This window comes from Streptomyces sp. NBC_00554 (assembly GCF_041431135.1).
Classification (GTDB): Bacteria; Actinomycetota; Actinomycetes; order Streptomycetales; family Streptomycetaceae; genus Streptomyces.
This window is the reverse complement of the sequence record NZ_CP107799.1, coordinates 3,868,327-3,878,988: the sequence shown is the minus strand read 5'-3', so window position 1 is coordinate 3,878,988 and position 10,662 is coordinate 3,868,327. Positions and strand designations below refer to the sequence as shown.

General features: G+C 67.1%; 15 protein-coding genes and 1 pseudogene. 5 read left to right on the top strand and 11 right to left on the bottom strand.

Annotated elements, in window-relative coordinates:
- Positions 1-9 precede the first annotated feature (9 nt).
- Complete coding sequence (locus OG266_RS16725) at positions 10-582, top strand: DUF4259 domain-containing protein (protein WP_371546525.1); 573 nt, start codon at positions 10-12, stop codon at positions 580-582.
- A 161-nt stretch (positions 583-743) separates the two neighbouring features.
- Here the strand turns inward: OG266_RS16725 and OG266_RS16720 are convergent, their stop codons facing one another.
- From OG266_RS16720 to OG266_RS16685, 8 genes and pseudogenes are all read right to left on the bottom strand, one after another.
- Positions 744-884, bottom strand: coding sequence for a hypothetical protein (locus OG266_RS16720; protein ID WP_371546524.1), 141 nt, complete (start codon positions 882-884; stop codon positions 744-746).
- A 249-nt stretch (positions 885-1,133) separates the two neighbouring features.
- A complete protein-coding gene (locus tag OG266_RS16715) occupies positions 1,134-1,331 on the bottom strand; it encodes a DUF397 domain-containing protein (RefSeq protein ID WP_371546522.1) in 198 nt (65 codons plus the stop codon).
- Positions 1,332-1,341: 10 nt separating this feature from the next.
- On the bottom strand, positions 1,342-1,491 hold the full coding sequence (locus tag OG266_RS16710) for a hypothetical protein (protein WP_371546520.1): 150 nt from the start codon (positions 1,489-1,491) through the stop codon (positions 1,342-1,344).
- Positions 1,492-1,586: 95 nt separating this feature from the next.
- Positions 1,587-1,858: pseudogene (locus OG266_RS16705) on the bottom strand (Scr1 family TA system antitoxin-like transcriptional regulator); the annotation flags it as partial.
- Between the two features lie 72 nt (positions 1,859-1,930).
- Positions 1,931-2,137: a helix-turn-helix domain-containing protein gene (locus OG266_RS16700; protein ID WP_371546518.1), complete on the bottom strand. Its 207-nt coding sequence runs from the start codon at positions 2,135-2,137 to the stop codon at positions 1,931-1,933.
- A gap of 187 nt (positions 2,138-2,324) precedes the next feature.
- Complete coding sequence (locus OG266_RS16695) at positions 2,325-3,689, bottom strand: FG-GAP and VCBS repeat-containing protein (protein WP_371546516.1); 1,365 nt, start codon at positions 3,687-3,689, stop codon at positions 2,325-2,327.
- A gap of 251 nt (positions 3,690-3,940) precedes the next feature.
- Positions 3,941-4,258, bottom strand: coding sequence for a helix-turn-helix domain-containing protein (locus tag OG266_RS16690; protein ID WP_371546514.1), 318 nt, complete (start codon positions 4,256-4,258; stop codon positions 3,941-3,943).
- Positions 4,255-4,623 (bottom strand): type II toxin-antitoxin system RelE/ParE family toxin, encoded by a 369-nt coding sequence (locus OG266_RS16685; protein ID WP_371552813.1) that lies wholly within the window; start codon positions 4,621-4,623, stop codon positions 4,255-4,257. The genes OG266_RS16690 and OG266_RS16685 overlap by 4 nt, the downstream gene beginning before the upstream one ends.
- 295 nt (positions 4,624-4,918) lie before the next feature.
- On the opposite strand from OG266_RS16685, the gene OG266_RS16680 reads away from it, so the two are divergent.
- The 4 genes from OG266_RS16680 to OG266_RS16665 all read left to right on the top strand — a co-directional run bounded on the left by OG266_RS16680 (position 4,919) and on the right by OG266_RS16665 (position 7,535).
- A complete protein-coding gene (locus OG266_RS16680) occupies positions 4,919-5,404 on the top strand; it encodes an NINE protein (RefSeq protein ID WP_371546512.1) in 486 nt (161 codons plus the stop codon).
- Positions 5,397-5,804, top strand: coding sequence for a DUF2752 domain-containing protein (locus OG266_RS16675; RefSeq protein ID WP_371546510.1), 408 nt, complete (start codon positions 5,397-5,399; stop codon positions 5,802-5,804). Before OG266_RS16680 ends, OG266_RS16675 begins: the two co-directional genes overlap by 8 nt.
- A 308-nt stretch (positions 5,805-6,112) precedes the next feature.
- Positions 6,113-6,376 (top strand): TM2 domain-containing protein, encoded by a 264-nt coding sequence (locus OG266_RS16670; RefSeq protein WP_266455555.1) that lies wholly within the window; start codon positions 6,113-6,115, stop codon positions 6,374-6,376.
- A gap of 166 nt (positions 6,377-6,542) precedes the next feature.
- Positions 6,543-7,535 (top strand): hypothetical protein, encoded by a 993-nt coding sequence (locus tag OG266_RS16665; RefSeq protein WP_371546508.1) that lies wholly within the window; start codon positions 6,543-6,545, stop codon positions 7,533-7,535.
- 77 nt (positions 7,536-7,612) lie between these two features.
- Here the strand turns inward: OG266_RS16665 and OG266_RS16660 are convergent, their stop codons facing one another.
- From OG266_RS16660 to OG266_RS16650, 3 genes are read right to left on the bottom strand one after another with little or no spacing between them, the layout of a single operon-like run.
- Complete coding sequence (locus OG266_RS16660; protein WP_371546506.1) at positions 7,613-8,392, bottom strand: succinate dehydrogenase iron-sulfur subunit; 780 nt, start codon at positions 8,390-8,392, stop codon at positions 7,613-7,615.
- The gene (sdhA, locus tag OG266_RS16655; RefSeq protein ID WP_266455549.1) at positions 8,392-10,146 is read right to left on the bottom strand and encodes a succinate dehydrogenase flavoprotein subunit; all 1,755 of its coding nucleotides are present in this window, start codon (positions 10,144-10,146) and stop codon (positions 8,392-8,394) included. The genes OG266_RS16660 and sdhA overlap by 1 nt, the downstream gene beginning before the upstream one ends.
- 23 nt (positions 10,147-10,169) lie before the next feature.
- Positions 10,170-10,661, bottom strand: coding sequence for a succinate dehydrogenase hydrophobic membrane anchor subunit (locus OG266_RS16650; RefSeq protein ID WP_266455547.1), 492 nt, complete (start codon positions 10,659-10,661; stop codon positions 10,170-10,172).
- Position 10,662: the final 1 nt, after the last annotated feature.

Below are 10,662 nucleotides of genomic sequence, written 5' to 3'. Positions count from 1 at the left end.
AGCCAGGTAATGATGCCAGGGCTTCAGTCTGGTCGGCGACGAGTCCGAGAGAGCGGACGCCTTCTACCCTTTCGATGTGGAGAGCTACCGTACGAGATGCCGTCCCTTGATATCCTTCCTGGTGAACGCCTGGTGAGGGTGGGTTCGAGATCGGGGTACGCAGTGGGTACGTGGGGTGTAGAACCTTTCGACAGTGACACCGCGCTTGACTTCCTAGATGGACTCGGGGCGCTAACAGTCGCGGGGCGGCTGGAACTTGTGGTACGAACGCTGGAATCGGTCCTGGCGAGTGCGCGGCCAGAATCATCGGAAACGCTTCCAGAGGAAGTTATTTCCGCTGCGGCAGTGATTGCCGCAAACCTCCCCTCTGGGGAGGGATTCTCGTGGAATGAAGAGGCTCCGGGGATCACTGAATGGCTGCGGAAGCCAGTGCCGCTTCAGGTGCGAACCTTGGCGATCGATGCACTTGAAGCCACTCTTCCTGTCGATGGCTGGTGGTGGCGTAGCTGGGTCGATGATGCGGAGAGGGTGCAAGCGAAGGCAGCGCTTGATGAAGTCAAAAGGGCTTTGCTGGAAGGGTGATTTTATTCGTAGACTCACCTATTTTCGTGCGCGTGTGCGAGATGACTCGCGAATTGGTTCACTCGGAGTTAAAGAATCCGCTCGCCGTGTGAATGGAAATGCCAACGGGGCCCGGCCGAGACACAGTCTCGGCCGGGCCCCGTTGGCTCTTGACGGCAACGTCAGCGGACGGTCGCTGTGGCGGGTGGGCTGTTGGGGTCCTCGTAGCCGAGGATGAAGGTATCGATGGCATAGCCTTGGAGGTGGAGTCGGACGTGGGCGAGGAGTTCTTTGATCACGACGACGTCGACGCCTCGTCCCACGTGCAGGGTGGCGATTGAGTTCCGGAGGTCGTGGAAGCGGATGCGGCGGAGACCGGCCTTGTGGAGGGGCGAGTGCGGTTGGTCCGGTCGGTGGGGCTGCCCTGCGGAGAGGTGAATGCGTGTCCGCTGAGCTGCCATTCGGTGCGTGCGCTGTCGCCTCCTGGCCTCCCAGTCTCTTGACCCCGCACACCCGGATTTGCGATGTGTTCCAGAAGATGCCTGTCCGTTCGGGCGGGGGCCCGGGTGACTCTAGACCTCGCGAGTCGTGCGTATGCCTGGGCGGGTAGCGGTCAGGAGCGAGGTGAGGCCCGGGGTGCGCAGGGCGAGGGTGGTCGTCGGGTCGTCGGCCCCGCGAAGGCGGATCGTTCTGTCAGGAGCGGTGGCCAGTTCGAGGCAGTTGTTGCCTTCGCTGCTGTACGAGGACTTCTGCCAGTGGAGGGCGGACACTTGAGTCCTTTCACAGGTCGCGGATGATCTCGCGGATCAGGTCTCGGGAAGCGGACTCCTTGAGGGCTACCGCTTCGAAGTGGGTCATGAACGTGCGGTACTTCTCCAGCTGGAGGTCGGCGTGGAGGAATACGAACCCATGTTCGGCGTCGAGCTGCACGGTGTCCAGACGGGGGACGGGATCTCCGCGTACAGGACGGTCTGCCCGGCGCCGGGGAAGATGCCCGCTTCGTAGGGGATGACGAGGACTGTCACATGGTCGCGCTCGCTCATCTCGACGATGTGCTCCAGCTGTTCGCGCGTGACGTCCCGGCCGTCGAAGCGTATGCGCAGGGCGGCCACATGGATGACCGCCGTGTATGGGATCGGGTTCTTCGCGAAGAGGATTCCCTGCCGCTTGATGCGGTGTGTGACGCGGTACTCGATCTCGGGCGGAGACAGCTTGGGGATGGACTGCCTGAGATCAGACGCGCGTAGTCGACGGTGTGGAACAGCCCGGGGACGTGGGCGACTTGGGCTGTGCGAATCGCCGTCGCGTGGTGTTCCAGCTCGGCCAGATCGAGTAGTCCGGAGGGCAGGGTCTCGCGGTACTCGTCCCACTAGCCGCGCCCTCGCCCTGCGGTCATGGTCGCGAGCGCCTCGATGTACGGCTGGTCCGAGCAGCCGTAGTTGTGGGCGAACATGCGGACCCGGTCCGCGCTGACGCTGAAGCGTCCGGCTTCGATGGAGCTGATGCGCGCCGCGTTGACGCCGAGAGCGGGCGGGGGCTCCGGCTCCTGCGGGCCTGCGCCGACGAGTGGGGGCACTATCTGCTCGTCAACGGGCGTCGTGGGAGCGGCGGGAAGGAGGTATGGGCCGAGTGGCGAGCTCCGTACGCGTAAGGCGACCTTCACGCCATCCGGACACCAGGAGAGACGGGGTCGGGCAGGTGACTCGCACGCGCCGCGACCGGTGGTCGGCGACCATCATTGCCACGGCGCGCGCAAGGGGCCGTTACTGCGGGAAGTTTGCTCGCAGGTCCGGCTCCGTGGCGGCATCGGTCGTGATGCCCGTCGTGCCGCCCCGGAGCAGGACGCTCGGGGTGTTGTTGTCCGAGATAAGGAGGTCCGCGTCGCCGTCGCGGTCGAGGTCGCGGAGGCGGACGTACAGGCCGAACATTGAGTACTGGGTGGCGCTACCCGGGACGCCCGCGGTCGTGCGCGTGAACCACTGCGAACCCGTGCCGGTCAGGCCCTTCTTGCCACCCCGCAGGACGTGCACGCCGCCCGCGTACATGACGGAGCCGACCTTCTCCTCCGGAACGCCGACCGCGAGGTCAGGGTAGCCGTCGCGGTTGGTGTCGCCGGCGGAGAGCGCGTAACCGAAGCCGTCGTTCTTGGTGGCGGCGGTGGCGACACCCGAAGTGGACTGGGCGAGGCGGTAGTTGGTGGTGGGGCCACTCGCACCGCCGCGGAGAACCACGACCGCGCCCGCGCCCTTGTTGTACGGGGTGTCGCTGACGGCCAGGTCGCCGTAGCCGTTCTTGTCGAAGTCCGCGATGACGCCGGTGGGGCTGTAGTCCGGTGAAGAGGCGTTGTACGTCGTGAACTTGCCCGACTTGACCGTGGTGCCGCCGCGCAGGAACCACGCGGCCTGCGTCATCTTGTCGTTCTTGTAACCCTGGCCGAGGACGTACAGGTCCGTGGCCTTGTCCTTGGTGACCTTCCCGGCGACGAGCGCGGTCGGTTCGAGGATGTCGGCAACGCTCGGGCTCGGGACGTGCTTGGTCACCTTGCCCGTCGTACCGGACTTGGCGAAGCCGCCGCGATAGATGTACGTAGTCCCGGTGCTGTCGGCGACCGCCAGGTCAGCCTTGCCGTCGCCGTTGAAGTCACCGGTGGCGAGGGAGTCGCCGAACCCGTAGTACGAGTGGGTCGTGACGGAGAGACGGGTCGCCGACGAACCCAGGCCGGACGACGATCCCCAGACGATGGTGACCGCGCCCGCCGCGACTTTCGTCCCCACCTTCTCGGAGTGGTCGCCGACGGCGAGGTCGGCGTATCCGTCGCGGTTGAAGTCGGCGTTCGCGAGGGAGTCGCCGAATCCGTCGCCGTACCCTCCGGCGTCACCGGCCGTACCGGGGATGCCCGCGCTCCGCTGGCTGAACGTCTTCACCACGGTGCCGGGGCCCGTCGCGGTCCCGTACGTCACGGTGACCGATCCGCCGTCGCCGACCGCGTAGTCGCGGTAACCGTCGCCGTTGAAGTCGTCCGCGTACTTGGCGGGGGTGGCGGCGGTCGCGGGGCCCGTCGCGAGGGTGAGCAGGCCGCCGGTCAGCGAGGCGGCTGTGGCCGTCGCGAGGACCAGGCGATGGGTCATGCGCGTGGCGCTTCTTATCAAGTGAGTGCGTCTCCTGCGGTGCGCGGGGCCTTTCGGCTGCCCGCGGTGATCTGGGACGCCCGTCCGGCGGGGTCATGGCTGACACGGCCGGGACGGGAGTACACAGAAGACGTGTTGTGAGGCGTAAGGGTTGTACGAGATCTGGTGCCATCTCTGAACGCTGCGATCAACATCCACAGCGACGGACGGGAAGTCCAGAAGCCCCTAGGGCCTCAGCCCTCAGGAGCAAGTCAAGCCACGACCACCCTGGTTCCGTTGAAGTTGGCGACGATCTCCAACTCGCCGCCCAGCGCGGCGACATACGCCGCTACGGTCCCCACCTCCGCGGATGTCGCCTTGCCGCGCTCGATCGCGGACACCCGCTCCTGCCTCACATGCATGCGGTCCGCCACTTCGCGCTGCGTGAGCCCGAGTTGCCTGCGCATCTCGGCGAGCCGGTGTGCGCGTGCCTCGGCCACCATGCGCCGGGCTCCCGCGGAGATCTCGTCGAGGTCCTCGGCGTCGAAGACCTCGTGCTTGACCTCGTCCCAGGAGTGGAAGCTGGTCATTTCTGCGCCTCCTTCTTCTGCCGCTGAGCCAGGTACTCCAGCCACTCGGCATAGCGTGCCTCGGCCAGCGGGATCGAGCGGCGATACCACCCGGCCCACTGCCTTGATTTGTCTCCGGCTACGAGCAGAACGGCGCTGCGTGCCGAGTCGAAGGCGAACAGGATCCGGATCTCGCTGTTCCCTGTTGAGCCAGGCCGTAGTTCCTTGAGATTGTGCAGCGCGGAACCTTTGATTCGATCCACCAGCGGGCGCCCCAGGTCGGGGCCCTCGTTGACGAGAGCCTGGATGGCTTGGCCCACGAGCTGTGCTGTGGTGCGGTCGCTCTTCCGTAGTTCGTGTAGCCAGTCGCGAACCTCCCCGGCCATTTCAAGATGCCAGGCCACGAGCCCTCACTGGGTAGTATGTAAACATACTAGTACCCTGACGTACTTCCTGCTGGCGGCGACGGATACCGGTGAGGGTCACCCGATCGAGTGCCGGGCCGCGCGGGGTTCGTCCTGCGGTTCCTCGCTGGACGAAGGCCCCGCCTCGCGCGTGCAAACCGGGGTGCTGACTTCTCTCCAGGCCCCTCGCTCCTGCAAGATGACCGACAGTCCTGTTCGGCCATTTGATCGACAGGCGTGCCCAGCGTCCCTCGCGTGGAGATCAGGAGCGATCACCTTGACCGAGCAGCCCCAGCAGCCCTCGGACCAGCCGCCCGGCTACGGCTATCCGAACCCCGGTCCCGTCCCGCCCGACGGTGCGAACCCGTACGGGGCAGACCAGGCGGGCGCCTACCAGCAGCCGGGTCCGGGGGCGTACCAGCAGCCGGGCGGGTACCAGCAGCCCGGGCCGTACGGCTACCCGCAGCAGGGTTACCCCATGGGTGCCGTGCCGCCCGGCATGTACACCGGCGACCCCAACGCCCCGTACGGCTACGACCCGTACGGCCGCCCGTACTCCGACAAGTCGAAGATCGTCGCGGGGATTCTCCAGCTCACCCTCGGCAGCCTCGGCATCGGGCGTTTCTACATAGGCAGCGTCGGTATCGGCATCGCCCAGCTCTTCACCTGCGGTGGTCTGGGCGTCTGGGCCCTGATCGACGGGATCCTCCTGCTGACCGGCAACACCGCCACGGACTCCCAGGGGCGGATCCTGCGTGGCTGAACCCGGGTCCGGGCGAGGGACCGTCCTGCGGCACCCGGCGACGGCACCCCTCGCGGTGTTCGTCGCCGGGGTCGCGGGCGCCGGCTATCTCTACGGCACCGATCCGCACGAGCCGGGGCATCTGCTGCCCCAGTGCCCGTTCCGCTACCTCACCGGGCTGCTCTGCCCGGCCTGCGGCGGCACCCGCATGGTGTACGACCTGATGCATGGCCAGTTCACCGCGGCCTGGCACGACAACAGGATGCTCCTGCTGGCTTCACCGTTCGCGCTGGTGCTGTTGGGGCGCTGGTTTGTGGAAGGGGTGCGAGGGCGTCGCTGGCGGCCGACGCTGAGCCCGCGGGCCCAGGCGTTGGTGCTGGTGGTGGCCGTGGCGTGGACCGTGGCCCGCAACGTCGTGTGAGCAGGGTGAGCCGGATGAGTCGCCCTGAGGGCACCCGTGTTGAGGCAAGGGCCCTTGCCTGTCTGTCGGCCATGACTTCACTGAGAATTGGCCAGAATTTGATCACGGATCAGGAACGATCCAGATCGATCTAGCGTTCTCTCTCCCACCCTCCCCTGCAGTTTCTCTATGCTTCCGACGTCACAGGGGGGATGGCGCGGTTCGTCATACGTCATCGCAAGTAGGCGTTTTTTGCCATGGGTTCCCTCCTGGATTCCCCCGGAGCACTCCGCTTCGGTCTCTCATCGGTCATCCCAGGAGCAACTTCCATGTCTGTCCCCACCCCTGACGCACCGTTCGGCGTCGACCACCAGGGCCGCCCCCTGTCCGACAAGTCCAAGATCACCGCGGGCCTCCTCCAGCTCTTCCTGGGTGGCCTCGGTGCCGGCCGCTTCTACGTCGGCTCCACGGGCGTGGCCATCGCCCAGCTCTTCACCTGCGGTGGTCTGGGCATATGGGCCCTGATCGACGCGATCCTGTTCTTCACGAGCAACGACCGCACGGACAAGCAGGGTCGTGTGCTGCGCGGCTGATGCTGCCCCAGACGACGGGGGCCCGCACCCGGCACGGCGATGATGCCGATGGCCGATGCGGGCCCCGGCTCACGTCGGTTCCCAGGGACCACAACCAGGTCCTGGGAACCGACGTTTTGTCGTGCGCGGCCGGTCGTTGTCAGTGGTGCGTACTAGCGTTCGGGGAATGGATCTCGTGATGTCGCCCTGGGAGGCCGGGGAGCGGGTGGAGTACGTCCAAGAGCTGGTCGGCAAGGGTGACTTGGACAAGCTCGCGCAGGTGCTGCTCTTCTCGTCGGCGGAGCACGAGGGGGTCGGCGTGGGTGCCGTGCTGCGGGCGATGCCCCAGGGTGATCGCGACGCGCTCGCCCAGGCCTTCGGCGAGTACGTCGGCACTACGCGTGGCGTGGGCGACGGCCGGGAGCGGGGACTTGTGCTGCTGGCCCTGGTCACGAGGACGTCGGCCACCGGCGCCTGGTGCGATGCCTGGAACGCGTTGCTGGAGAAGTGGGCCGAGCGGTACTGGTACGCGCAGACGATGGACGAGCTGTGGGTCCTGAGCGGGGCACTTCTGGACGCGGGGCGGTCCCTCTCGGGTGAAGTCGTGGGCCTGCTCCGCCGGTCCGAGCTGGAGGGCTTCTGGGATCACGTTCCGACCGCGTCGATCCTGGAGCGTCTCACCGAGCCCGTGCTCAACCCCGGTGAGCCTTGGGCCGACTCGGTGCTTGCCGAGTTGTCCACGCTCGGGGCGGGATGGATCGTCCTCGTACGACATCTGCTGGCCGTGCCCGGTGGTGCCCACACTCGGGCCTGGGACCGGCGCGCCGCCGAGTTGGCCGACGCCCTCGGCCCGGAGAGGGTTCGGCGCACCGCCGAGGTGTGGCTGGAGCGGGCCGCGGAGGGCGCCGGCGGCTCCGATGGCGCGTATGACCGGTACAACCGTCCCGCCATGCGGGGACTCGCCCTGCTGCTCTCTCTGTTGCCGGCTCACCCGCGCACCGTGCGTGTCCTCGGCGCCTTGGTCGAGCGGCCGCCGGTGAAGGCGACGGTCGCGGGCTCCGGTGTGCAGGCACTCGCCCGTCTTGCGGGTGGGGCCGGGCGCCCGGAGCTGGAGCGGCTCGCCGACTGCGTCACGCACAAGGTGACCCTCAAGCAGATACGGGCGGCGTTGGCCGTGTGAGGTGCCGGCAAGCGCGAAGCCCCGCCCCCGGCTTGCAAACCGGGAACGGGGCCCACAGCGACGTACGACCAAAAACCTCAGAACCGCCGAGTGATCAACGCCCGCTTAACTTCCTGGATCGCCTTGGTGACCTCGATCCCCCGAGGGCAGGCGTCCGTGCAGTTGAACGTCGTGCGGCAGCGCCAGACGCCGTCCTTGTCGTTCAGGATCTCCAGGCGCTGTTCGCCGGCTTCGTCGCGCGAGTCGAAGATGAAGCGGTGCGCGTTGACGATGGCGGCCGGGCCGAAGTACTGGCCGTCGTTCCAGAAGACCGGGCACGAGGACGTGCACGCCGCGCACAGGATGCACTTCGTGGTGTCGTCGAAGCGCTCGCGGTCCTCGGCGGACTGGAGGCGTTCCCGGGTCGGCTCGTTGGTGTCCTTCGTGATGAGGAAGGGCATCACGTCGCGGTACGCCTGGAAGAACGGCTCCATGTCGACGATCAGGTCCTTGAGGACCGTCAGGCCCTTGATGGGCTCGACCGTGATCGGCTTGTCCGGGTTGAGGTCCTTGATCAGCGTCTTGCAGGCAAGGCGGTTCTTGCCGTTGATCCGCATGGCGTCCGAGCCGCAGATGCCGTGCGCGCAGGAGCGGCGGAAGGTGAGCGTTCCGTCCTGGTCCCACTTGATCTTGTGGAGGGCGTCGAGGACGCGCTCCTTCGGGTCGATCTCCAGCTGGAAGTCTTCCCAGGCCGCCTCCGCCGAGACTTCGGAGTTGAAGCGGCGGATGCGGAACGTGGCGGTGATGTACGGGGAGTCGGCGAAGCCTGCCTCAGGCTTGTCGGCGGGCTCCGCCTTGTCCAGGGTCGGTGTTGCCATTAGTACTTACGCTCCATCGGCTGGTAGCGGGTCTGGACGACCGGCTTGTAGTCGAGACGGATGGACTCGGTGCCGTCGTCGCCGACCTCGCGGTACGCCATGGTGTGGCGCATGAAGTTGACGTCGTCGCGGTTCGGGTAGTCCTCGCGGTAGTGACCGCCGCGGGACTCCTTGCGCGCCAGTGCGGAGGTCGCCATGACCTCGGCCAGGTCGAGCAGGTTGCCCAGCTCGATGGCCTCCAGGAGGTCCGTGTTGAAGCGGCGGCCCTTGTCCTGGATCGAGACGTTCCGGTAGCGCTCGCGCAGCTCCGCGATCTTCTCGACCGCCGTCTTGATCGTCTGCTCGGTGCGGAACACCATCACGTTGGCGTCCATGCACTCCTGCAGCTCGTTGCGCAGGACTGCGACGCGCTCCGTGCCCGTGGAGTTGCGCAGGTGCTCGACCTGCGACACGACCTGGGAGGACGGGTCCTCGGGCAGCTCGACGTAGTCGGCCTTCGCCGAGTACTCGGCGGCGGCGATACCCGCGCGCTTCCCGAACACGTTGATGTCGAGGAGGGAGTTCGTGCCGAGGCGGTTCGCGCCGTGCACCGACACGCACGCGACCTCGCCGGCGGCGTACAGACCGGGAACCACGGTCGTGTTGTCGCTCAGCACCTCACCCTGGACGTTCGTCGGGATGCCGCCCATCGCGTAGTGCGCGGTGGGCTGGATCGGGATCGGGTCCGTGTACGGCTCGATGCCCAGGTAGGTGCGCGCGAACTCGGTGATGTCCGGGAGCTTGGCGTCCAGCTGCTCCGGGGGAAGGTGCGTCAGGTCGAGGTAGACGTGGTCACCCTCGGGGCCGCAGCCGCGGCCCTCACGGATCTCCGTGTAGATCGAGCGGGAGACCACGTCTCGCGACGCGAGGTCCTTCATGACCGGCGCGTACTTCTCCATGAAGCGCTCGCCGTCCTTGTTGCGGAGGATGCCGCCCTCACCGCGGGCGCCCTCCGTCAGCAGGATGCCCATGCGCCAGATGCCGGTCGGGTGGAACTGGAAGAACTCCATGTCCTCCAGGGGGAGGCCGCGACGGTAGACCGCCGCCTGGCCGTCGCCCGTCAGGGTGTGCGCGTTGGACGTCACCTTGAAGAACTTGCCGGTGCCGCCGGACGCGTAGATCACGGCCTTCGCCTGGAAGACGTGGATCTCGCCGGTCGCCAGCTCGTACGCCACGACACCGGCCGACCGCTTGACGCCGTCGACCTCGACGATCAGCTGGTCGAGGACGTAGAACTCGTTGAAGAACTCCACGCCCTCCTTGACGCAGTTCTGGTACAGCGTCTGGAGGATCATGTGGCCGGTGCGGTCGGCCGCGTAGCAGGAGCGGCGCACCGGCGCCTCACCGTGGTTACGGCTGTGACCGCCGAAGCGGCGCTGGTCGATCGTCCCGTCGGGCGTCCGGTTGAAGGGAAGGCCCATCTTCTCCAGGTCGAGGACCGAGTCGATGGCCTCCTTCGCCAGGATCTCGGCGGCGTCCTGGTCGACCAGGTAGTCACCGCCCTTGACGGTGTCGAAGGTGTGCCACTCCCAGTTGTCCTCTTCCACGTTGGCGAGCGCGGCGGCCATGCCGCCCTGCGCGGCGCCCGTGTGGGAGCGGGTGGGGTAGAGCTTCGTCAGCACGGCGGTGCGGCTGCGCTTCGTCGACTCGATCGCGGCGCGCATACCGGCGCCGCCTGCGCCGACGATGACGGTGTCGTACTTGTGGATCTTCATGAGTGGTTGCCTCAGCCCCGTGCCTAGCGGATGTTCGGGTCGAAGGTGAAGATCACCAGCGTGCCCAGCAGAATCGTGAACACCGTGGCGGTGTACAGCAGGCCCTTCAGCCACAGGCGCGTGTTCGCGCGCTCCGCGTAGTCGTTGATGACCGTACGCAGGCCGTTGGCGCCGTGCAGCATCGCGAGCCACAGCATTGCGAGGTCCCAGACCTGCCACCAGGGGGACGCCCAGCGGCCGGCCACGAAGGCGAAGCCGATCTTGGAGACGCCGCCGTCGAGGACGAGCTGGATGAGCAGGTGGCCGAGGACCAGGACGACCAGGACGATGCCGGACAGGCGCATGAAGAGCCAGCCGTACATCTCGAAGTTGCCGCGGGTCGACTTCGGGGTCTTCTTGGTCCGCTTGCGCGGGGCCTCGATGAGCGGCGCCGGGTTGTCGACGCTGTACGTCGACAACTCGCCCGCGCCTTCGACGGGGCCGATGCCGGATGCGGCGGTTTCAGTGGTGGACATC

Excerpts from the sequence above, each read along its gene's own strand:
- OG266_RS16665 (WP_371546508.1), top strand. The coding sequence starts at position 6,543 with ATGGATCTCGTGATGTCGCCCTGGGAGGCCGGGGAGCGGGTGGAGTAC.
- OG266_RS16650 (WP_266455547.1), bottom strand. The coding sequence starts at position 10,661 with ATGTCCACCACTGAAACCGCCGCATCCGGCATCGGCCCCGTCGAAGGC.
- OG266_RS16670 (WP_266455555.1), top strand. The coding sequence starts at position 6,113 with ATGTCTGTCCCCACCCCTGACGCACCGTTCGGCGTCGACCACCAGGGC.
- OG266_RS16685 (WP_371552813.1), bottom strand. The coding sequence starts at position 4,623 with ATGGCCGGGGAGGTTCGCGACTGGCTACACGAACTACGGAAGAGCGAC.
- OG266_RS16660 (WP_371546506.1), bottom strand. The coding sequence starts at position 8,392 with ATGGCAACACCGACCCTGGACAAGGCGGAGCCCGCCGACAAGCCTGAG.
- OG266_RS16695 (WP_371546516.1), bottom strand. The coding sequence starts at position 3,689 with ATGACCCATCGCCTGGTCCTCGCGACGGCCACAGCCGCCTCGCTGACC.
- OG266_RS16690 (WP_371546514.1), bottom strand. The coding sequence starts at position 4,258 with ATGACCAGCTTCCACTCCTGGGACGAGGTCAAGCACGAGGTCTTCGAC.
- sdhA (WP_266455549.1), bottom strand. The coding sequence starts at position 10,146 with ATGAAGATCCACAAGTACGACACCGTCATCGTCGGCGCAGGCGGCGCC.
- OG266_RS16725 (WP_371546525.1), top strand. The coding sequence starts at position 10 with ATGATGCCAGGGCTTCAGTCTGGTCGGCGACGAGTCCGAGAGAGCGGA.